The sequence below is a fragment of the Candidatus Pelagibacter sp. PS_17 genome (assembly GCF_059417945.1).
Map to the genome: position 1 here is coordinate 1,126,257 of NZ_CM182073.1, position 22,353 is coordinate 1,148,609.

Annotated in this window: 23 protein-coding genes; 10 read left to right on the forward strand and 13 right to left on the reverse strand. The window is 29.2% G+C overall.

Annotated elements, in window-relative coordinates; all coding sequences use genetic code 11:
• Positions 1-70: 70 nt before the first annotated feature.
• Positions 71-517, forward strand: a complete 447-nt coding sequence (locus AC5SML_RS05990; protein WP_006997730.1) for an Hsp20 family protein — start codon at positions 71-73, stop codon at positions 515-517.
• A 46-nt stretch (positions 518-563) separates the two neighbouring features.
• On the opposite strand, the gene AC5SML_RS05995 is transcribed toward AC5SML_RS05990, so the two are convergent.
• A complete protein-coding gene (locus AC5SML_RS05995) occupies positions 564-869 on the reverse strand; it encodes a hypothetical protein (protein WP_494617056.1) in 306 nt (101 codons plus the stop codon).
• 131 nt (positions 870-1,000) lie between these two features.
• On the opposite strand from AC5SML_RS05995, the gene AC5SML_RS06000 reads away from it, so the two are divergent.
• Complete coding sequence (locus tag AC5SML_RS06000) at positions 1,001-2,311, forward strand: NCS2 family permease (RefSeq protein WP_011281527.1); 1,311 nt, start codon at positions 1,001-1,003, stop codon at positions 2,309-2,311.
• Between the two features lie 33 nt (positions 2,312-2,344).
• Here AC5SML_RS06000 and AC5SML_RS06005 read toward each other — a convergent pair whose 3' ends face one another.
• Entirely contained in the window at positions 2,345-2,881 is a 537-nt protein-coding gene (locus AC5SML_RS06005; protein ID WP_020168856.1) for a phosphoribosyltransferase, read from the reverse strand.
• A gap of 28 nt (positions 2,882-2,909) precedes the next feature.
• Here AC5SML_RS06005 and AC5SML_RS06010 point away from each other — a divergent pair, with 28 nt between their 5' ends.
• Positions 2,910-3,206, forward strand: a complete 297-nt coding sequence (locus AC5SML_RS06010) for a DUF1330 domain-containing protein (protein WP_018413583.1) — start codon at positions 2,910-2,912, stop codon at positions 3,204-3,206.
• On the opposite strand, the gene AC5SML_RS06015 is transcribed toward AC5SML_RS06010, so the two are convergent.
• Both AC5SML_RS06015 and AC5SML_RS06020 read right to left on the reverse strand, forming a co-directional pair.
• Positions 3,193-3,828 carry a DNA-3-methyladenine glycosylase family protein gene (locus AC5SML_RS06015; RefSeq protein WP_271564009.1) on the reverse strand — a complete coding sequence of 212 codons (636 nt, stop codon included), beginning with the start codon at positions 3,826-3,828 and terminating at the stop codon, positions 3,193-3,195. The genes AC5SML_RS06010 and AC5SML_RS06015 overlap by 14 nt on opposite strands.
• A complete protein-coding gene (locus AC5SML_RS06020) occupies positions 3,821-4,705 on the reverse strand; it encodes a DMT family transporter (protein ID WP_011281531.1) in 885 nt (294 codons plus the stop codon). The genes AC5SML_RS06015 and AC5SML_RS06020 overlap by 8 nt, the downstream gene beginning before the upstream one ends.
• A 35-nt stretch (positions 4,706-4,740) precedes the next feature.
• On the opposite strand from AC5SML_RS06020, the gene msrA reads away from it, so the two are divergent.
• Genes msrA through AC5SML_RS06040 form a run of 4 tightly spaced genes read left to right on the forward strand, consistent with a single transcriptional unit; the run spans position 4,741 to position 9,993 of the window.
• A complete protein-coding gene (gene msrA, locus AC5SML_RS06025) occupies positions 4,741-5,184 on the forward strand; it encodes a peptide-methionine (S)-S-oxide reductase MsrA (protein WP_018413585.1) in 444 nt (147 codons plus the stop codon).
• Position 5,185: 1 nt separating this feature from the next.
• Positions 5,186-5,998, forward strand: coding sequence for a sulfurtransferase (locus AC5SML_RS06030; RefSeq protein ID WP_494617058.1), 813 nt, complete (start codon positions 5,186-5,188; stop codon positions 5,996-5,998).
• A 3-nt stretch (positions 5,999-6,001) separates the two neighbouring features.
• On the forward strand, positions 6,002-6,871 hold the full coding sequence (locus tag AC5SML_RS06035) for an efflux RND transporter periplasmic adaptor subunit (protein WP_018413587.1): 870 nt from the start codon (positions 6,002-6,004) through the stop codon (positions 6,869-6,871).
• On the forward strand, positions 6,871-9,993 hold the full coding sequence (locus AC5SML_RS06040; RefSeq protein ID WP_018413588.1) for an efflux RND transporter permease subunit: 3,123 nt from the start codon (positions 6,871-6,873) through the stop codon (positions 9,991-9,993). The genes AC5SML_RS06035 and AC5SML_RS06040 overlap by 1 nt, the downstream gene beginning before the upstream one ends.
• Here the strand turns inward: AC5SML_RS06040 and AC5SML_RS06045 are convergent.
• Positions 9,990-10,589, reverse strand: coding sequence for a transglycosylase SLT domain-containing protein (locus AC5SML_RS06045; RefSeq protein ID WP_011281536.1), 600 nt, complete (start codon positions 10,587-10,589; stop codon positions 9,990-9,992). The genes AC5SML_RS06040 and AC5SML_RS06045 overlap by 4 nt on opposite strands.
• Positions 10,590-11,023: 434 nt before the next feature.
• Here AC5SML_RS06045 and AC5SML_RS06050 point away from each other — a divergent pair, with 434 nt between their 5' ends.
• Positions 11,024-11,740, forward strand: coding sequence for a 2,3-bisphosphoglycerate-dependent phosphoglycerate mutase (locus AC5SML_RS06050; protein WP_011281538.1), 717 nt, complete (start codon positions 11,024-11,026; stop codon positions 11,738-11,740).
• Here the strand turns inward: AC5SML_RS06050 and AC5SML_RS06055 are convergent.
• The 7 genes from AC5SML_RS06055 to polA are packed head-to-tail and all read right to left on the reverse strand — an operon-like array spanning position 11,729 to position 20,226.
• Positions 11,729-12,418, reverse strand: coding sequence for a sugar phosphate nucleotidyltransferase (locus AC5SML_RS06055; RefSeq protein WP_018413589.1), 690 nt, complete (start codon positions 12,416-12,418; stop codon positions 11,729-11,731). The genes AC5SML_RS06050 and AC5SML_RS06055 overlap by 12 nt on opposite strands.
• On the reverse strand, positions 12,415-13,380 hold the full coding sequence (locus AC5SML_RS06060) for an aminoglycoside phosphotransferase family protein (RefSeq protein WP_018413590.1): 966 nt from the start codon (positions 13,378-13,380) through the stop codon (positions 12,415-12,417). Before AC5SML_RS06060 ends, AC5SML_RS06055 begins: the two co-directional genes overlap by 4 nt.
• A gap of 3 nt (positions 13,381-13,383) precedes the next feature.
• Positions 13,384-13,842, reverse strand: coding sequence for a bifunctional tRNA (adenosine(37)-N6)-threonylcarbamoyltransferase complex ATPase subunit type 1 TsaE/phosphotransferase (locus AC5SML_RS06065; protein WP_006997714.1), 459 nt, complete (start codon positions 13,840-13,842; stop codon positions 13,384-13,386).
• Complete coding sequence (ahcY, locus tag AC5SML_RS06070; RefSeq protein ID WP_006997713.1) at positions 13,826-15,112, reverse strand: adenosylhomocysteinase; 1,287 nt, start codon at positions 15,110-15,112, stop codon at positions 13,826-13,828. Before ahcY ends, AC5SML_RS06065 begins: the two co-directional genes overlap by 17 nt.
• Before the next feature lie 43 nt (positions 15,113-15,155).
• A complete protein-coding gene (locus AC5SML_RS06075) occupies positions 15,156-16,694 on the reverse strand; it encodes a sensor histidine kinase (protein WP_006997712.1) in 1,539 nt (512 codons plus the stop codon).
• Positions 16,694-17,401 (reverse strand): response regulator transcription factor, encoded by a 708-nt coding sequence (locus AC5SML_RS06080; protein ID WP_006997711.1) that lies wholly within the window; start codon positions 17,399-17,401, stop codon positions 16,694-16,696. The genes AC5SML_RS06075 and AC5SML_RS06080 overlap by 1 nt, the downstream gene beginning before the upstream one ends.
• Before the next feature lie 50 nt (positions 17,402-17,451).
• On the reverse strand, positions 17,452-20,226 hold the full coding sequence (gene polA / locus AC5SML_RS06085) for a DNA polymerase I (protein ID WP_027306908.1): 2,775 nt from the start codon (positions 20,224-20,226) through the stop codon (positions 17,452-17,454).
• A gap of 50 nt (positions 20,227-20,276) precedes the next feature.
• On the opposite strand from polA, the gene AC5SML_RS06090 reads away from it, so the two are divergent.
• Both AC5SML_RS06090 and AC5SML_RS06095 read left to right on the forward strand, forming a co-directional pair.
• Positions 20,277-21,206, forward strand: coding sequence for an ABC transporter ATP-binding protein (locus tag AC5SML_RS06090; RefSeq protein ID WP_018413592.1), 930 nt, complete (start codon positions 20,277-20,279; stop codon positions 21,204-21,206).
• 32 nt (positions 21,207-21,238) lie between these two features.
• Positions 21,239-21,790, forward strand: a complete 552-nt coding sequence (locus tag AC5SML_RS06095; RefSeq protein WP_494617061.1) for a biotin transporter BioY — start codon at positions 21,239-21,241, stop codon at positions 21,788-21,790.
• Here the strand turns inward: AC5SML_RS06095 and AC5SML_RS06100 are convergent.
• Positions 21,783-22,346: an ActR/PrrA/RegA family redox response regulator transcription factor gene (locus AC5SML_RS06100; protein ID WP_006997707.1), complete on the reverse strand. Its 564-nt coding sequence runs from the start codon at positions 22,344-22,346 to the stop codon at positions 21,783-21,785. The two genes, AC5SML_RS06095 and AC5SML_RS06100, sit on opposite strands and share 8 nt — an antisense overlap.
• Positions 22,347-22,353: the final 7 nt, after the last annotated feature.

Genomic DNA, 22,353 nt, shown 5'->3' on the forward strand with positions numbered 1-22,353 from the left:
TTCCTAAATATCATATGTAAGTCGCCTAATGGGGCTTACTAAATTAACCTTGCTAACAAAGGAGGAAACTATGACAAGTAGGGATCTATCTATATTTAACACTCTAAGACCTTTTTCAATTGGATTTGACGATATGTTTGACCAATTTGAAAATATGCTGGGAAATGGAGGGTTAACCATGCAGTCCAATTATCCACCGTACAACATTAGAAAAACTGGAAAAGACAACTACGCTATTGAAGTTGCTTTAGCTGGTTTTAATAAAAATGATGTAGAGGTGGAGTTTGAAGACAATTTATTAACTGTAAGAACAAAACAAGTTGATAAATCTGAGGACAAATCTGATGATGGTGAAATTATTCATAAAGGTATTTCACAAAGACAATTTGCAAGATCATTTACAATCGCTGAGGATGTGAAAGTTAATGGTGCTGAATTAAAAGATGGTCTTTTAACAATTGCCTGTGAAAGAATTGTACCTGAATATAAAAAGAAAAAACTTATTGAAATAAAATAAGTAAAAACCTTACTTGTGGGGTACATTCCCCACAAGTATTAAGTTTTTAGAAACAACCGTTTGAAACAAAACCAATCACTATAGAATTAGAATCTACTTCAAATCTTCTTTCGCAAAGTATTCCATATTTTTTAGTGTTGTAAACAAGCTCTAAGTTGCCTTTATCATTTTTAAAATCTTCATCTGGTTTACCTAATTCCATTTGCAAATTGCTTGAAGTTTTTCCAATGTATTCACTTAACTTAGCATTTTCTTTTTCAACAATTGCGTCTGTTTTTTTTTTGATTGTTTGACAGCCGGCAACAAGAGTTAAAAGAAATAAGCTTATTAAAATAAATTTTAATTTATGCATGCTTCAATGATAACACTCAAAATATGGCATAAATATAAACTTATAAGTTGAAATATGTTGATAAACTTAGATTTTTAAGAGTAATTTCTTAATTAATCTAATATTAGTCCATCTTAATCTTAGGAGGATCAATGTTAGAAAAATATTTCGACTATAAAAAACACAAGACCGATTTTAAAACAGAAGTAATAGCTGGTGTAACAACATTTTTGACAATGGCTTACATTATGTTTTTAAATCCATTTATACTATCAGGTGAATTTGCTGGACCAGAAAAAGGGTTCTTTGAATTTGGAGCAGTATACACGGCAACAATTGTTGCAACAGCGCTTGCTTGTTTCATAATGGCATTTTATGGAAAAACATGGCCGATAGGTTTGGCGCCAGGTATGGGAATTAATGCATTCGTTGCATTTGGTGTTTGTGCTGGAATGGGCTATACGCCTCAAGAAGCTTTAGGAGCTGTACTAGTTGCTGGGGTTTTATTCTTAATCATTTCATTAACACCTATCAGAGCGTGGTTAATTAATTCAATTCCAAGAAGTTTAAAATTAGGAATTGGCGCTGGTATAGGATTATTCTTAGCAATAATTGGACTTCAGATCATGGAAGTTGTTGTTGATAACCCAGTAACATTAGTTCAATTAGGTGACTTGAGTGATCCCCTTGTTCTATTGGGTTGTGCAGCATTTATTTTGATGGTTGTTCTTGAAAAAATGAAAGTTAAGGGAAATATCATTATTGGTATTTTACTATTCAGTATTATTGCATGGGCTACTGGACTTGCTAAATTTAATGGAATTGCAAGCTCACCACCTCCAATGACTTATCTATTTGATTTTGATTTATCAGCAGCATTAACAGCTGGTATGACAACTGTGGTGTTTACTTTATTATTTGTTGATTTCTTTGATACTGCAGGAACATTAACTTCAGTAGCAAACGTTGCTGGTAAAGTTGATAAAAATGGTAAAGTTAAAGACATTGAAAAAGCGATGATGGCTGACAGTGTTGGAACTGTAGCGGGTGCAATGATGGGAACAACAACTGTAACAAGTTATGTTGAGTCTGGTGCTGGTGTAAAAGCTGGTGGGAAAACAGGAATGACTTCTTTAGTAATTGGTCTTCTGTTTTTAGCTTGTATATTCTTTGCTCCTTTAGCAACAAGTTTACCTAAGCAAATTGATGGTGCAGCTTTAGTATTTGTTTCTGTTCTTTTTGTTAGAAACATAACTGATATTGAATGGGATGATATTGGTGAAGCAGCTCCTGCTATTCTTGCTATGATTGCTATGCCGTTAACATATAGTATTAGTAATGGTATTGCTTTAGCATTTGTATCATACGCATTAATCAGATTATTTACTGGTAAGTTTTCTTCAACTTCACCAGCAATATGGATTATTGCAATCTTGAGTGTTGTTAGTTTTGCAGTTGCTTAAAATATAATTTTTAGGGCTGGAATTATTCCAGCCCTATTTATTTTTCTTAATTATTTCTTCCATAGACATCTCTTCATAATGTTCAGTTGGCTGAACAATCCATGGATCTGAATCAAGTTTAACTGGACAAAAATCTGGCTCAAATGTAGATGATTTTTTTTTCCACAAACAGGCTGTTTTAACTTCATTTATATAATTTCTAGTTGGTTCATAATTCTTTAACCACTCAATACTTTTGTTTAAAGTTAATCCTGTATCAGATAAATCATCTACTAATAAAACTTTATTAAAATCTTTATTCTCAGCTAAAGAACTAATTTCTCTTGCAAACATTAATTGACCCTGTTTATCTTCCATTCCTTTTCCTGAATAACTTTGGATAACTATATAAGCTATAGGTAATTTTAAAATTCTAGAGAGGATATCTAGTATAGGAGCTGCCCCTCTCATAATGCCTACTAGTACTGTTGGCTTATAATTATTGTGAATTTCTATTGCTAGTTTTTCTACAATTTTTGTATACTGATCAAAAGTGATAATTAATTTCTCTGCCATAAAATTCATTATCATATAAAAAATTATTTAAAAAGGAGAAATAATGAAAGCCTACTGGATCGCTTTATACAAAAGAATAGATAGCCAAGAAAATTTAAAAAATTATGGGGCAAAAGTTACTGGAATAATAAAAAGTTATGGAGGAAAACCTCTTGTGAGAGGTGGAAAATTTGAAACTTTAGAGGGTGAAACTTACCCAAGAACTGTAATTTGGGAATTTCCAAATCATGAGCAAGCTATGAAATGTCACGATTCTAAAGAGTATCAAGATGGTTGGGCTATAGCTAGAGATACTACTGAACGAAACCTACAAATAGTAGAAGGTTTTAGTACTGAATAGGTTCTGGATCTATACTTCTCCAAAGATACCAAGTTGCAACTGAACAGTATGGACTAAATCTTTTGTTTAATAATTTTACATAAGATTCAGGTGGTAGATATTTTTTTTTATAATTTTTTGAAATTCCTCTTAAAAGACCAATATCTTGTATAGGCCAAATATTTGATCGATTATAAGTAAACAATAAAATCATTTCAGCTGACCATCTTCCAATTTGTCTTAACTGAGATAAATAAATAATAGCCTCTTCATCTGACATCTTGGGAATTAATCTAGGATTAAATGATTTATCTAATATTTGTTTAGCTAAACTTTTTATTCCCTTAACCTTTTGTCCACTTAATCCACAGCTTTTAAGTTGGACAGAAGAAAGTTTAGAGACTGTTTTTGCATTAATCTTATTTTTACATTTCTTTTTGAATTTCAAAAAAACTGAGTTGGCTGCTGCAACACTGATTTGCTGCCCAATGATACTCTTGCATAATGAAAAAAATATATCTTTTCTAGAAGTAAGCACAGCCTCTGAAGGAGATTTATATTTATCTATCAATGATGACATTACTTTATCTTTATTGGATAAATATTTTTTTGCAGTATTCCAATATTTTGGTTTTTTATTCATGTCTAGTTGTTGATGGTATTTTTTGTTTATGATAAATTTCTCTTCTAAAAATTATAAGAGAGGCAAGAACTACAAGTGATGCACCAATAAGTGTTTTTATAGTTGGTATCTCATTCCAAATAAAATAACCAAAAAATATAGCAAATACCAAAGCTAAGTATTTTAAAGGTGCCACCAAAGATACTTCAGAAAGTTTATATGATTGAGTTAAAAATAAATTTGCAGAACCTCCTGTTACTCCAATTAAAGCTAAAAGAATAAAGTCTTGAAAATTTGGCATTTTCCATCCCATTGGAATTGTGGCCAACCCAGCAATTGAAATAGTAATTGTAAAAAAAATTGAGATAAGCCAAATAGGTTCTGTTGTTGATAGCTTTCTAATCGTAATGGTTACAAAAGCCATTCCAATACAAAATATTAGAGGAAGGAAATAAAGATAATTCATACCCTTAAAGCCAGGCTCAGCAATTATAATAACACCTATAAATCCAATTAAGACAGCTAACCATCTAAAAATACCCACTTTTTCACTTAATAGAAAAATTGATAATACAGTAATAAATAATGGTGCCGCATATGACAAACTAACAACGACTGCTAAAGGAAGTTCTCTTAACGCAACAACTATTGCTATCAAGGCCATTAAACCCATAAGACATCTGAATAAATGTTCTTTTGATCTTTCAGTTGTATAAAAAGTTTTTAATTTACCTTTTGGAATTAAAAAATATGTGGGCAACAGACCAAAAAAACCCCTAAAAAATAAAACTTCCCCAGTTGGATAGTCGCTTGACCATTTTACCAGCAAATCCATAACAGAAAAGGTGCATACAGATAGAAACATGTACAAAAAACCTAATTGATTTTTAGTTAGCATAGCAATAATTTGTAAATCAAATTAAAGTATAATCAATGGAAATAGCAGTATTAGGATTGGGATGTTTTTGGGGGCCAGAAATTAAGTTTAGTAAACTTGAGGGAGTTATTAAAACTGAAGTTGGCTATTGTGGAGGTGACAGCAAAACAGTCACTTACAAAGAGGTATGTACTGGTAATACAAATCATGCAGAAGTTGTTAAGTTAGATTTTGATCCTAAAATTATCTCTTATGAAAAGATTTTAGATTTCTTCTTTGAAATTCATGACCCTACAACCTTAAATTCACAAGGACCTGATTTTGGGACGCAATATAGAAGTGAAATATTTTACCTAAGTGAAAGACAAAAAGAAATTGCTGAGAGTGTTATAAAAAAAGTAAATTTAAAATTATCAGGAAATGTTGTAACAAAATCTTCTTTATTAAAAAATTATTGTCCAGCAGAAGAATATCATCAGAGATATTTGGAAAAAAGATAATATGTCTTTAGTTGATACAAATTGGTTAGAAGAAAATTTAGATAAAGTAAAAATTATTGATTGCTCATGGCACATGCCTCAGACAAAACGTAATGGTTTTGATGAATATAAAAACAATCATATTAAAAACGCAATTTTTTTTGATTTAGATAAAAACTCTAAAATAGATACTGATCTACCTCATATGTTAACAGATGCTAAGTCATGGGAAAATATTGTGTCAAACATGGGAATTAAAAATGATGATCAAATAGTTATCTATGATAATTCGGATGTAATTAGTTCGTGTAGATGTTGGTATAATTTTATCTATTTTGGTCACAATCCAGAATTAGTCCATGTATTAGATGGAGGATTTAAAAAATGGATTAAGGAAGATAAAGCAACCACTAGTGATATAATTAAGATTATTCCCTCTAACTATATTGCAAATGAAAAAAGAGAGTTAGTAAAAGATATAAACCAAATTAACAAAAATATTTTAGAAAATAATTTTAATGTTATTGATGCAAGAAGTTTAGAAAGATTTGAGGGTAAGGTTCCAGAGCCAAGAAAAGGATTGCGAAGTGGCTCAATCAAAAACTCTTTTTGTCTACCTTTCTCTGAACTTATAAATAAAGATCATACATTTATTAGTAAAGAAAAGATTCATGAAAAGTTTAAATTAACTGGATATAAGATAGGTAAAAACATTGTGTTCACTTGTGGTTCTGGTGTTACTGCTTCAGTTTTGGCTCTTGCTTATTCTTTAATAGATAATAAATATATGCCTACTATTTACGACGGATCATGGAGTGAATATGGAAAAAATTAAAATATGAAAAGATCTACAAAAATCGGAACTGCAATCCTTGCCTTCTTTTTAATCATTACAATAGTAATTGTTGGAAGAACAATGATAGGAAATCATTTTAAAAAAAAATTTAGCAAAAGACCTCCTCCAGGAATAATAGTAACTGAAGTTGTAACAAAAAATTTCTCTCAAAAAGTTTCAACTTATGGGACAGCAATTCCTTTTAGAACTAAATCATACAAAATTGAAAAATACGAAATAGATAACCCAATAGAATTCAATAGAAAATTGAAAAAAGGTGATTTAATAACGAAATTAAAAACTAGAAATTTAATAGCATCTTTTGATGGAGTGGTGACTAAAAGAGATTTTTCAAATGATATTAAGGTTTCTGAAAGTTCACTTTTAATACAACTAGAAGATACTTCGACAATTTATGTAGATGTGGATATTCCTGAGCTTTATTCAAGTTTTATTAAAGAAAATTTAAATGTTGATGTTAAATTTTCAGGTAATAGTGAAAAAATTTATTCAGGTGTTGTTGACTCAACAGCTGGTAGGATTGATGTGGACACAAGATCTTTAGCTATAAGAATAAAATTAGAAAATGATAATTTTGAGATTTTACCAGGTTCTCTTTTAGAAATTATAGTTAAATATAATGAGAGAAATTCGATGAGTATTCCAGATACAAGCTTAATCATGGAAGGTAACAAAACTTATGTTTATAAAGTTGCAGAAGATAATATCGCTAATAAAGCTGAAATTGTTATTGGAATAAGAGACTCTGGTTTTATTGAAGTAGTTTCGGGTTTAGCTAATGGAGATAACATTGTAGCTGAGGGTTTAAAAAAAGTTAGACCAAGAGGCGAAATTAAACCAATTAAAAAATAATGTTTATAACTGATATAAGTATAAGAAGACCAGTTGTTGCTTGGGTAATGTCTCTTATATTAATTGTTTTTGGAATATTTGTTTTTTCACAATTGCCAGTAAGAGAACTGCCTGAGGGCTTACAACCACCTGTAGTTCAAGTTAAAGTAGACTACAAATCTGCATCAGCTCCTATAATTGATCAGGAAGTAACACAAGTAATTGAAGATGTAATAGGTGGAGTGGAAGGAATAAAAAATATTAACTCAACATCAGAAAATGGAAGCAGTTCAATTGATGTTGAATTTAATCCTGATATAGATCTTGATAATGCTGCTAATGATATAAGAGAAAGGGTTGCAAGAGTTGTCGATAGATTGCCAAGTGAAGCAGCAGCACCTCAAATACTTAAACAATCAGCAGGATTTTCAACTACTATGTGGCTGGCCGTATCTTCAGCAACCTGGAGTGATTTAGAGCTTGGAGATTATGTTGAAAGATATTTAGTAGATCAATTTTCAAGTGTTAAAAATGTTGGAACAATCTCAACTGGTGGCTTAAGAGATTTAAGTGTTAGGATCTGGATAGATCCAATTAAACTTGCTGCAAACAATTTAACTATTCAAGAAGTTGAAGGGGCAATAAGGAAAGAAAATGTCAGCCTACCTGCAGGAACATTAGAAGCTACAAACATAGATTTAATACTAAATTTAGATAAGTCATATAACGATATAGAAAAACTAAAAACATTACCTATTAAAAAAAATCAAAATAGTGTTGTAAGACTTTCAGATATTGCCAATGTTGAGTTTGGTCCAGTTTCAGAAAAAAATCTTTTTAAAGCCCAAAGTAAAGATGCTTTAGATTTAAACACTGTAGGAATTGGTATTTATGCGAAAAGTGGTGCCTCAACAGTAGAGCTTTCTAAAGAAATAAGTAAAAAAATTGAAGAAGTTAAAAAAACATTACCAGATGACCTAAATATAGAAATAGCTTTTAACAGGGCAACATATGTGGGCACCGCTATCGACGAAGTATACAAAACTTTAATCATTGCTTTTATACTTGTAGTTATTATTATTTATTTATTCTTAGGTAATATAAAAGCTGTAATTGTACCCGCAGTTGCACTACCTGTAAGCTTAATAGCGTCGTTTTTGGGTCTTTATTTGTTTGGTTTATCAATAAACATATTTGTCTTATTAAGTTTTATTTTAGCAATTGGAATAATTACTGACGACTCGGTCATAATGACAGATGCAATTTATAGAAGAATTGAAAATGGAGAGAGCCCATTAATTGCAGCTTACAAAGGGTCAAAACAAATCAGCTTTGCAATCATTGCAACAACTTTAATTCTAGTTGCGGTATTTATTCCTTTAATTTTCATAGATGGAATTGCAGGAACATTATTTAGAGAAACAGCAATAGCATTATCTGTTTCGGTTGCGGTGTCCTCTTTTGTTGCTCTTACACTATCACCTATGTTAGCAAGTAAGTTTTTAAAGAAAGAGCCAAAACAAAATTTTATAGTTACTAAATTTGATAAATTTTTTAAATCATTGTTAAAATTTTATGAAGAAACATTGGGGTATTGGCTAAATAAGAAAAAAATTATAATTTCATTTATTGTCTTCACTATTATTATTTCTGGTGTTTTGTTTAGTATTACAAAAAAAGAATTATTACCCTTAGAAGACCGAGGGGTTTATCTTGTTCTTGGATTTACAGATGAAGGAAGTTCTTTTGAATATACTGAAAAAAGAGCAGAAGATGTTGAAAAAAGATTAATTCCCCTTCTTCAAGCTGAGGATAGTCCATATAAAAGATTTATAATGAGAGTGCCAGGCTTTGGTAGTAATAAAAATTCTTTTAATAGCTTTATAATAATTGCATTATTGGATGAATGGGCTGAACGAGATAAAAGTTCACAAACAATAATGAGAGAAGCAATTGGAAAAATTGTGACTGTTCCTGAAACCGTCGCTTTTCCAATATCACCTCAATCTATTAGGGTTTCAAGTTATAATAAACCTGTTCAAATGGTTATATTGGGTAGCACTTATGAGGAGTTAGAGGAAATACAGTCTAAAGTTATCGATAAATTAAGACAAAATAAAAATTTATCTAGAATAGAATCTGACTATTCAAGAGACAAGCCAGAAGTCAAATTAGTAATTAATAAAAATAAAGCTAAAGATTTAAGTGTGTCTACTGACTCAATTGGTAAAACTTTAGAAACTCTTTATGGTGGAAAAACTGTAACGAAATTTAATAAACTTGGTAAAGAATACCCAATTATACTCCAACAATACTTGGCTGATAGACGATCACAAGAAGGCCTTTCTAAAATATTTGTTAGATCTGAAAGCTCTGGTAAACTTATTTCTTTATCAAATTTAGTAGAATTCAGTGAAATTGGGTCTGCAAAAAAATTAGCAAGATATAATAGGCAGAGAGCTGTAACAATATCTGCAAATATATCCGAATCCTATACTCTTACAGAAGCAATTGCATATTTAGAAGAAACAATGGAAGAAATTGGCTCTTCTAATCAAATTGCATGGAAAGGTAAATCAGAAGAAATAAAAGAAACTAGTAATGAGCTATTTATTATTTTTGGATTAGCATTTCTAACTGCGTACCTAGTAATGGCTGCAACCTTTAATTCATTTATTCATCCATTTATTATTATGTTAACTGTTCCACTTGCTTTGTTTGGAGGTTTGGTCTTTATATTATTCCTGAACAGTTCTATTAATATCTTCTCACAAATAGCGCTTGTCATACTAATTGGAATATCAACTAAAAATAGTATTCTAATTGTTGATTATGCCAATCAGTTAAGAACAGCTGGAAAAAATATAGAAACATCTGTTAAGGAAGCTTGTCAATTAAGATTTAGACCCATAATGATGACGTCAATAAGCACAATGATAGCAATGATGCCTTTAGTTATAGGAAATATTGGACCAGGCGCAGGTGAAGCTTCAAGATTAGCAGTGGGTGCTACTATTTTAGGTGGAATGATTATATCAACATTCTTTACATTATATGTAACGCCAACCATGTATTTGGTATTAGCAAAGAATACGAAACGAATTGATGCGGTTGATATTGAGCTAAAAAAACAACTTCGTTAAAATATAATATATTTATTTTTATTTAATCTTTTCTGGCAATCTTGTAATTGTGATTTATATTTATTAGATTGTTTTTCTACTTTTTTAGCTAAGCCTATAACTTTCTGGTTATTCTTATAATCTTTATAACCACCCCACCCTTCATGATACGCAAGATACTGTCTAAAGGCATCTTTCTTAGAAATTTTTAAAAGAGATTCAGTTTTATCGGTATACCAACCAATAAAATCAACACTATCTTTAAATCTTGTTCTTGTTGCTAATTTATTTCCTGTTTCATTTTTATACTGCTCCCAAGTTCCCTTTACTGCTTGTGAATATCCAAATGAACTAGAGGGCCTCTTAAATGGTATAATCTTAAATAATTTTTGCCTTGGCGGTTTAGCTAGCCAATCAAAGTCTGATTCCATCTTAATTATAGCTAACTGAATATAAATTGGGGTTCCCCATTTTTGTTCAGTTTTCTTTGCATGTTTATACCAAAGATATCTTTCATTAAAAATTGAGCAACTATTTGAGGTATTTTGAGGTATTGAGGAGCAGCCAGCTATAAAAATAATTAATAGTATTAAAAAATGATTTTTAAGTTTTGACATACCTAATTACAATCTTATAGATAAGTATAACTAATATTACACCTACAATATTTCCAAATAAATCACTCATCTCAAATCCACGATTTGGAATGATAATGTGAAATAGTTCTAAAAAAATTGATAATAGAATTAAATAAACACTTAAAAGATTAATCTTTTTTGTATTATGAAAAGAAAGTACCCCTAAGCTTGTAAGTAAAAGAAAAGCATAGAAATGGTTTGATGAAATTATAAAATCTTGAGTAATTTGTGGTTGTTTATAACAATCATTATACAAAAAGCATCCGAGAATACTGCCTGGGAATAAATAAAATATTATCAATATTATATTAGAAGAATAAAACCCAATTCTAGAAAAGTTTTTTAATTTATTCATAATAATCTTATTTATTTTATTTATTTTATTTATTTTATCAGTTATCAGAATATATCAAATGACTCATTTAATTTTAGTAAGACATGGTCAAAGTGAATGGAATCTTGAAAAAAGATTTACAGGCTGGGTAGATGTTGACCTTACAGGGCAAGGTAAATTGGAAGCCTGTAAAGCTGGAGAGTATATTAAGGAAACTAAAATTGATATTGATTATTTTTATTCATCATTTCAGTTAAGGGCTATCAATACACTAAAATTTATTCAGGACACATTAAGAGATAAAAGAGAACCAGTTAAAGCTTGGCAATTAAATGAAAGACATTATGGAGCTTTAACGGGGCTAAATAAAGATGAAATGAAAGAAAAGCTTGGTGAAGATAAAATACATGCTTTTAGAAGATCTTGGGATATTAAACCAGATCCATTAAATAGAAATAATCCGTATCACCCGTTAAATATAGAGGTTTATAAAAGTATTCCAAAAGAAAATATTCCTGACACCGAGTCCCTTAAAGATACCTACGATAGAGTAATGAAATTTTATATTGATGAAATTCAAATGAAACTAAAAAATGATAAAAACATTTTAATTTCAGCTCATGGGAATTCTATAAGAGCGTTATGCAAATTTTTATTTAAATTAGACAATCAAAGGATAACATTACTCGAAATACCAACAGGCAATCCACTTTTGATAAATTTAGATTCAAAGCAAAATATTAAAGAATGCACTTACCTAGATCAAGATAGAGCTAAGGACTTGTTAGTTTTTTAATAATTTTTTGTAAATATTGAGATCTGTTAAATGTCTAAAGTCTTCAAAACTCTCAAAACCATATAAATCGTCTTTATCAATTAATTTATTCCAAATATTTGAAATGGAAAAATTGCCTACCTCATAAGAATCAAATAAACTCTTATTTATGATTTGGCACCCTGTATAAATTAAGTGATTAAGTTCATCTTTTTTTATAATATTTTTTTTAAGATTGAAATCACCCTTCAAATTTTTGTCAAAACTCAAGTTTTCATTAGCTAATAAAAGTATATTTTTAATTTTATTTAAAAAATAAAATTTCTCCATATCTTTAATATATTTTTTGTAATTCTCATTCCATACGGTATCTGGATTAAATATCATAAAATCTGTTTCATTAGATGAATTTATTAAATTTAAAATTCCACCTCCCGTATCTAAAATATTTGAGCCATCATTTATTATTTTAATTTCTAAATTAAATTTCTTATTATTAAGAAATTGTTCAATTTTTTCACTTAGGTAAAATGTGTTAATTAAAATTTTATCAATTCCCAAAGAATGTATTAGATTAATACAATTTTCTAATAAAGTTATTTCGTTTATCTTTAGTAGAGGCTTCGGGGTTGTCAGTGTTATTGGGTTTAAGCGCTTACCATATCCAGCACATAAAATTAATGCGGTTTTAATCTTCATTTCTGATTTCTTATTTTTTTGGAAAAATTAAGCTCTAATAAGCTTTTCAGCTCAGAAAATTTTTTATTGTTCGAAATTCTTAATTCAATTAACTTCCAAGCATAGGGAATTAATTTCAAATATTGCTTTTTCTTATCTCTCATTGCCAATCTTGTGAATATTCCAATAATTTTCATATTTCTTAAAATGGATAATATTTCAAAATCACTTAATAACGTAGCCTTGTTAACTCTTTTTTTATTTAGTTTTAGATAATAACGATAAATTTTATTTTTAAATATTTCATCTGTTCTAAATCTAACATCATCAATTAGGGAAGCTAAATCATAAGCCCTGTTTCCAATTAAAGCATCCTGCGAGTCAATAACTCCTATTTTATTTTTGTACTTCATTAAATTCGATGCATGAAAATCTCTATGAACTAAAACTTTTTCTTTTGATTGAAGGAGTGTTAATAAAAACCTAATTTGTTTTTTTATATCAATTTTAAACTTGGTTAGTTTATTTTTTTTTATAAATTTTTTTGCATACCATTCACAAAATAAATTTGCCTCATTGAATAATTTAACATTATCATAAATAGGTATTTTGTAAGTTTTACCTTTAAAGTTTTTAGATCGATTTTGTTTAATTTTTTGAATCACTCCAAGTAAATCAATAGATTTTTTATAGAGAGTTTCTTTTTGGTTTTTATTTTTTTTTAATAAACTAAAAACTGAGTCGTCTCCAAAATCTTCAATTTCTATATAATTTTTTTTATAATTTTCGCTATAAAGTTTAGGTGCTAAAACTTTATTTTTAATTAGAAGACTATTTATTGCATCATATATTAGCAAATTTTTCTCTTTTTCCTTAGAAGCAAAAACTATGATTGATTTTTTTTTTAATAATGACTTTCTATAAAAAGATCTAAATGATGCGTCACCTTTAATTTTTTTTAATTTATTATTAGTTTGTAACATCTATTATTTATTTTTAACGCCCTTAATTGTTAAATATCTTTTACTTAAATCATCATTGTATTCAAAATGTAAATCAATTTTGGAATCAATAGTTTCTTTTATTTTCTCAGGCCATTCAATTAATGTCACAACTTCTTCTCTATTTTCAAATAAACCAATGTTTTTTATCTCACTATAGTCAGTCAACCTGTACAAATCGTAATGCTGTATTATAAAATTTCCAACATCATATTCATTTACCAAATTAAAGGTAGGACTAGTAACTTCAGTTAAATTGATTTTATTTAATTGTTGAAGATTATTAATGAGGTGTCTTATAAATGTGGTTTTGCCAACACCTATTTCTCCATGAAAATAAGCTACATCTCCTTTTTGTAGTGTTCTTGAAAAACTTTTAGCTAGCTCAGATGTTTTATCTTCTAGGGAGATATCTATTTTTTCGCTATTAGTAGCGATAAGCATCTGGTTTGAATGGACCTTCTGTTTCAACACTTATATAGTCAGCTTGGTCTTTTGATAGTTTCGTAAGTTTAGCACCTACTTTTTTTAAGTGAAGCATTGCCACTTTTTCATCTAATGATTTTGGTAATACATAAACTTTATTTTCATAATTTTTATGATTATGCCAAAGTTCAATTTGAGCCATTACTTGATTTGTAAATGATGCACTCATTACAAAACTTGGATGCCCTGTTGCACAACCTAAATTTACCAATCTACCTTTGGCTAAAAGAATAATTCTCTTTCCATCAACTAATTCTATTTCATCAACTTCTGGTTTTACTTCTGTCCATTTATAATTTTTTAAGGCTTCTACTTGAATCTCATTATCGAAGTGTCCAATATTACAAAGGATTGCTCTATCTTTCATATTTCTCATATGATCTGCAGTAACAATATCTATATTACCTGTAGCAGTAACAACAATATCTGCCTTACTTATAGCTTCATCCATTAAAACTACTTCATAGCCTTCCATTGCTGCTTGGAGTGCACAAATTGGATCCGCTTCTGTAACCATTACTCGAGCACCACTTTGTCTTAAAGATGCAGCACTACCTTTTCCAACATCCCCAAAGCCTGCTACAATTGCAACTTTACCAGACATCATTACATCTGTGGCTCTTCTAATTCCATCTACTAAACTTTCTCTACAACCATATAGGTTATCAAATTTTGATTTTGTAACTGAGTCATTAACATTAATTGCTGGAATCATTAATGTTCCATCTTTTTCCATTTTGTTTAATGCTTTAATTCCAGTCGTTGTTTCTTCTGAAACACCTTTTACTTCCTTTAACAAATCTTTGTAATCACTGTGCATCATTGCAGTTAAATCACCACCATCATCTAAGAGCATATTTGCTTTCCAGTCTTTTTTACCTTCTATTGTTTGTCTGATGCACCATACAGCTTCCTCTTCAGTTTCACCTTTCCAAGCAAAAACTGGTATTCCTGCTTTAGCTATTGCTGCAGCAGCATGATCTTGTGTTGAAAAAATATTACAAGAAGACCATCTAACCTCTGCTCCAAGCTCTACTAAAGTTTCAATTAAAACTGCTGTTTGAATTGTCATATGAAGACATCCCAATATTCTTGCTCCTTTTAAGGGTGCTTTTCCTGAGTATTCTTCTCTTAATGCCATTAGACCAGGCATTTCACTTTCAGCTATTGAAATTTCTTTTCTTCCAAAGTCTGCTAACGATATATCTTTGACTTTAAAATCATCCATTGCTCAGTTTTATATAATAAAAATTTAATTAATCAACTTATGATTAAACTTTAGGGAAGACAATCTCAACATTTGCACCTTCTTGGGTTACATTGTTTGAGGCATTAATGGTAGCACTATGGAGTTCAACAAGGTTTTTTACTATATTTAAGCCTAAACCAGAATGCTCTCCAAAGGTGTCCGGTCTATTACTATAAAATCTATTAAATATTTTTTTTGTATCTGTTTCCTTAAATCCTTTACCTTCATCAATAACTTTAAAAATAATTTTATCTTTATCTCCTTTGTAAATTTCAACTAAGATTTTTTTGTTATCATCACTAAATGAAATTGAATTATCTAATAAATTTGCAATAATTTGTTCAATTCTATTTTCTATTCCATTAATAAAATATTCTTCTTGATCATCTTGATCATTTAACATTATTTTAATTCCTCTTTTTGCTTCATAAATATTATTAAAATCATCTACTACAGATCTTGCAATTAATTTGAGATTAATTTTTTTCATTTTTTCTTTACTTAATGCAACCTCATCTTTTAGTATTTGAGAATAATCAGTGATCAATCTTTCAATTCTTTGAACATCATGATTGAGAATACTAATTAATTTACTTCTTTGAGATTGATCATCAGTCTCATTCAATATTTCTGAAGCACTTTTTAATGATGTTAAGGGGTTTCTTATCTCATGAACAAGATCAGTTGAAAAATTTTCGGCATGTGAAATTCTTTTTTGAAGTTCACTTGTCATATCATCTAACGAATTTGACAAAGTTCCTAGCTCGTCATTTCTACTTTTAAGTTCATTAATATTTGTTTTTTTTTTGCTCTTTTCTTTTATAATTTTTGTATATGCTACTAAATTCTTTATAGGTTTTAGAAAATATCTATTTAAAACAAAAGAGAATATAAATATTACTATAATTATAAATATTGCTGTTCTTAGAATAAATGTTTTTCTTTCATCAATAGCAGATTTTACATCATTAGCATTTTCTGAAATTGCTAGGTATCCAATATTAACTCCATTTAGTGTAATGTTTTTAACTGTTGTTAGTAAAAATTGATCATAGCCTTCCTGTATAAAAGTAAAGGGCTTTCCATAATCTTTTGACCACGAATAATTAGTAAGAACATCTTTGAATGAAACAGTTTTTTCTTTATTTATGTTTTTTGTTTCAACAATTTTTTTGCTTTTTTCTTCGTCTAATATTTCTAGCTCAACTATATCTAGTCTACTAGAAAAGGATCTTGGGTCTAAATCTAGCGTATCAGTATCACCTACTAAATTAAATTGATTATCAAATAAGATAACTCTATCTAAGTTTTGAAATAAAAATCTTGTTGAAAATAAAAATTTTCTAATATCTTCTTCCTCAAATTTTATATTTAACCTTAAAATATGCTCAATTGTATTGTTAATTATTTGAATATGTTTGGAGGTTTTATTTTTTATTAAATTAGGTTTTGCATTGCTAATGTAAAGCGCTGTTAAAATTCCTATAATTAAAAAAATAACCAAATTAATGAATAAAAATTTTTTTAATATAGATAAACTTTTTAGAAAATTGCTGAACATTAACTAACGTTCCATCTGTATCCACTGCCATATCTTGTTTCTATAGCTGTAAAATCAGGATCAACTTTTTTAAATTTTTTTCTAATTCTTTTAACATGACTATCAATAGTTCTATCTTCAATATCAGTATCTTCTCGATAGGCAATGTCCATAAGCTGAGCTCTTTCTTTTATTATTCCCGGTCTCTTTGCTAATTCTTTAACTATTAAAAATTCTGTAGTAGTTAGTTTATCTGGTAGTTGCTTGTTATCCCATTCACATTCAAGTTGTGAAGGGTCAAGTTTTAGCTTCCCATGCGAAATAATATTTTTTGTGTCTTCAAGATTATTGTTAATATCTTTTTTTCTAAGTTGAACCCTTATTCTTTCTATTAAAACTTTAATGGAAAAACCTCCTGACTTTTTTATAAAATCATCTGCACCCAATTTTAAACCTAATAATTCATCTATTTCATCATCTTTTGAAGTTAAAAAAATTACAGGCAAGGAAGTTTTTTTTCTTAACTTTTTTAAAAGCTCTTCACCATCCATTTTTGGCATTTTTATATCTATAACAGCAAGGTCTGGTGGATTTCTAGTTAACCCAATTAGAGCACTTTCTCCATCAATATAAGTTTGAACTTTAAAGCCTTCTTTTTCAAGAGCTATACTTATACTTGTGAGTATATTTCTATCGTCATCAATAAGAGCTATTGTTTGAGTTTGCATATTCTACTTTAAAAATACTAAATTGTTCTAATTTAGGCAATGAAGATAAATTAATGAAGTATTCCCCAATTGTCCCCTGTATTCACGTCTACCGTCAATGGTGTTGAAAAAGTGTGTAAATCACTTTTTGTAACACTCGTCATTTCATCCTTGATTATTTCAGTTATATTTTTGACTTCTTTTACTGGAACCTCAAAAATTAACTCATCATGAATTTGTAATAATATTTTTGATTTATTATTTTTAATACTTTCAAATTTTTTATTAAGTCTAATCATTGCAAGTCGCATGATTTCTGATGCTGATCCTTGAATAGGAGCATTAATAGCTGCTCTTTCTTGAAAATTTCTTACATTGAAATTTTTATCATTAATTCCATTAAAATGAGATCTTCGACCAAAAATATTGGTTACATATCCACTTTTTCTGCAAAACTTAATTGTATTATCCATATAAATTTTTATTTCGGGAAATTTTAAAAAATAAGCATTTAAAAATTCATCTGCTTCATGATTTGAAACGTTGATTTGTTTTGCAAGTCCATATTGTGAAATACCATAAATTATTCCAAAATTAATAGCCTTAGCCTTCCTTCTCATGTCTTGGTCTACTTTTTTAATATTAACGTTAAATACTTGGCTTGCTGTAAGAGAATGAATATCTTCATTGTTATTAAACGCTTTTTTCAGCTCCTTAACTTCTGCCAAGTCAGCTAAAATTCTCATTTCAATCTGATTATAATCTGCAGATATTAATGTGAAGCCCTTTTCTGCTATAAAAGCTTTTCTTATATCTTTACCATCTTCTGATTTAATAGGAATATTTTGTAGGTTTGGATCACTGGATGCCAGTCTTCCTGTTGTTGTTGCTGCCAATAAAAATGATGTGTGAACTCGTTTAGTATTTGGATTAATGTGTTCAGGTAAGGCATCTGAGTAAGTGTTTTTAAGCTTGGACACTTGTCTCCAATCTAGAATTAATTTTGGAAATTCATGTCCTTTAAATGCTAAGTCTTCTAACACACTTGCATTTGTGGCAAAACTACCTTTTCTAGTTTTTTTAAGTACAGCAATTTTTAAATCATTATAAATAATTTCACCTAATTGTTTTGGTGATGCAATATTAAATTCTTTTTTTGAAATTTTAAAAACTTCTTTTTCTAGTTTACTTATTTTTTTTTCAAATTTTTCAGACAAAACCTTTAAAAATTTATTATCAATTTTAATTCCTTCAATTTCCATAAATGCTAGTATCTTAATTAAAGGTTTTTCAAAGATTTCATAAATATTAGTTAATTTCTCTAATTTTAAATTTTTACTAAATATTTTGTATAATCTGTAAGTAATATCAGCATCTTCAGCAGCATACTCCATTGCCTTATCTAGCTCTACATCACTAAAGTTTATTTCTTTTTTACCTGTACCAACAATTTCTTTAAATGAAATTGTTTTATGCTGTAGATGAATCTCAGACAAGGTATCCATATTATGTCTATTTTTTCCAGCATCTAATACATAAGACATCAGCATTGTATCCTCCATTGAATTCATATTTATTCCCTGTTTATACAATACAATAAAATCAAACTTAATATTTTGACCAATTTTTTTTACACTCTTGTCTTCTAAAAGTGGTTTGAGTTTTTTAATTACAGTTTCCTTTTTTAAACATCCTTTAAACTTATGACCAATTGGAATATAACAAGCCTTGCCAATTTTAGTGCTTAATGAAATTCCCACTAAATCAGCCTGATGTGCATCTAAAGAACTAGTTTCTGTATCAATTGCTAGCTCTCCAGCTTCTTCTGCTTCGTTAATCCACTCATCTATTTCTTTTTCATTAGTAATTAGATGATAATTTTTTTTACTTATATTTTGATGTTTTTTTTCAGGCTTTGTCTCTTTTGCTGTCTCTTCTAACAGCGGTTCTCCGTATGCAGAAATGACAGAACTAAGAAGTCTATTAAACTCCATTTCTCTTAAAAATTTATATAGTTTATCTTTATCAATCTTCTTTAGATGAAATTCCTCTAACTTTCTTTCAACTGGAGCATCCTTCATTAGTGTCACTAATTTTTTGCTAATTATCGCTTTATCTTTGTTCTCTATAAGTGTTTCTCTTCGTTTATTTTGTTTTATTTCTTGAGCGTTATCTAATAATTTTTCTAGGGTTCCATACTTATTAATCAGTTCTGCTGCAGTTTTTACACCTATCCCAGGTACTCCCGGAACATTATCGCTACTGTCTCCAGCTAAGGATTGAACATCAATAACTTTTTCTGGGCCCACTCCAAATTTAGTTACTATATCTTCAGGTGTTATAAATTTATTTTTCATAGGATCGAATATACGAACGTCTTTTCTATACAATTGCATTAAGTCTTTATCTGAAGAGACTATTGTCACCTTTGCACCCTTTGCTAAAATTTGTTCTACATAAGTGGCTATTAAATCATCTGCTTCATAATTTGGAAGATCTACAGATGGTAAATTAAAAGCAACTACAGACTTTCTTATGTATTCAAACTGTGGTGCTAAATCATCTGGGGCTTCTGATCTATTAGCTTTATAGTCTGAATAAATTTCATTTCTAAAAGTTTTTCTAGCAGCATCAAATATTACAGCAAAGTGAGTTGGTTTTTGAAGATTTTCATTTGATTTTGAATCCTCTAATAGTTTAAATAGCATACTGCAAAATCCACTAACTGCACCTACTGGAAGACCGTCACTTTTTCTAGTTAGGGGTGGTAATGCATAATAAGCTCTAAAAATGTAACCCGAACCATCTATTAAATAAAAATGATCTGTTTTTTTTATTTTATCCATTAAATAATATTATCTTAAATATTTTAAATACTATAAATGTATTACCACGCATGGAGCAAAAAAATATACTTTCTGTTAAAAATTTAAAAAAAATTTATTCAAACAAACAAGCTGGGGACAACCTTGCGTTAAACGATTTAAACTTAGACGTGAAAGAAGGAGAAATTTTTGGCCTTCTTGGTCCTAATGGTGCTGGGAAAACAACATTTATAAATATTTTAGCTGGAACAGTAGTAAAAACAGCAGGACAAGTAAGTGTCTGGGGTTTTGACTTAGATAAAAACCCAAGACAAGTTAGAGCTTCGGTTGGAATAGTTCCTCAAGAAGTAAATCTTGATCCATTTTTTAGCCCAAGAAAATTATTAGAATTACAGGCTGGTCTTTATGGAATTAAAGAAAAAGATAGAATTACAGATACAATTCTAAAATTAGTGTCCTTAGAAAAACAAGCTAACAGCTATGCTAGAAGTTTATCTGGTGGAATGAAAAGAAGATTGTTAATGGCTAAAGCTTTAGTTCATCAGCCACCAATAGTTATTCTAGATGAACCTACTGCTGGTGTTGATGTGGAGTTAAGACAAAATTTATGGAAAAATGTAAAATTATTAAATGAACTTGGTGTAACAATCATTTTAACAACTCATTACCTCGAGGAGGCTGAGGAAATGTGTGGAAGAATAGCTATATTAAATAAAGGAAATATTGTTGCCCTAGACAGCACTAAGAATTTATTAGATAGAATTCAAACCAAAAAAGTAACCTTTAAAACTGATATAAAGATAAATATTAACAATGATGATCTAGAATCTTTAAAAATAGTTTCACACTTAGATAATGAAGTTTGTGTTTCTTATGAAAAAAGTAAAATTAATATGGAAGAATTAATTAATTTAATTAAGAAAAATAACGTCAAAATTATAGATATTTCAACTGACGACGGTGATTTAGAGGATGTTTTTTTAAGATTAATAAAAAACTAGATTATCACATTAATAAATAGTAATTTGTGGATATGGATCTATTAAAAACAAATACAATTCAAAATGTATTAAAAACATTTATTCTAATTTTTATAGGAACAATGGCTTTAACTATTTCAGCTAAATTAAAAATACCATTTTATCCTGTGCCTATGACAATGCAAACTTTTGTAGTTCTTTTTTTAGGAATTGCTTTCGGGTATAAAATTGGCCTGGCATCTGTAGCTGTTTATCTTCTGGAGGGTATTCTAGGTATGCCTGTATTTTCTAACTCACCAGAAAAAGGTATTGGAATAGTTTATTTTACTGGTCCAACAATGGGATATTTAATTGGATTTTTATTTGCTTCTTTTTTTGCGGGCTATTTAAATCTTAATAAAAATATTTTTATAATTTTTGGAAAATTAATATTTTCTGTTTCTGTAATCTATGTGTTTGGAGCTATTTGGTTGGGAACTTTAATTGGATGGGATAAACCAATTCTTCAATTAGGAGTGACACCATTTTTATTAGCTGAATTATTTAAAATTTGCTTATTGGCTATATTGGCTAAAAAAATTATCAAATTTAGAAAATTTATCTAGGGGATCTTTTAGATAAAATTCTTTGTAACGTTCTTCTGTGCATTTTAAGTCTTCTAGCAGTCTCAGATACATTTCTATTGCATAATTCAAAAACTCTATGAATATGTTCCCACTTAACTCTATCAGCTGACATAGGGTTTTCTGGTGGTTCAGCTTTTTTCTCTGGATCGGCTAGTAATGCTTTCTCAACATCATCTGCGTCTGCTGGCTTTGCTAAGTAATCAATTGCACCTTCTTTAATCGCAGCAACAGCCGTTGGAATATTTCCATATCCTGTTAACATTATAATTCTACTGCTTGGATTAGAAATTTGAATTTGCTTTACTACTTCAAGTCCATTTCCATCAGCTAGTCTTAAGTCGACAACTGCAAAAGCTGGTTTTTTCTCTTTAACAGACAGTATTCCTTTTTGTACACCCTCAGCTTGAAAAACCTCAAATCCCTTTTTTTCCATGGCTCTTGCAAGCCTGTCTCTAAAGGGATTGTCATCATCAACAATTAATAAGGATTTATTATCAAAATCACTTAATTTTTTTAAATTAGCTGCTTCAACCATATTATTA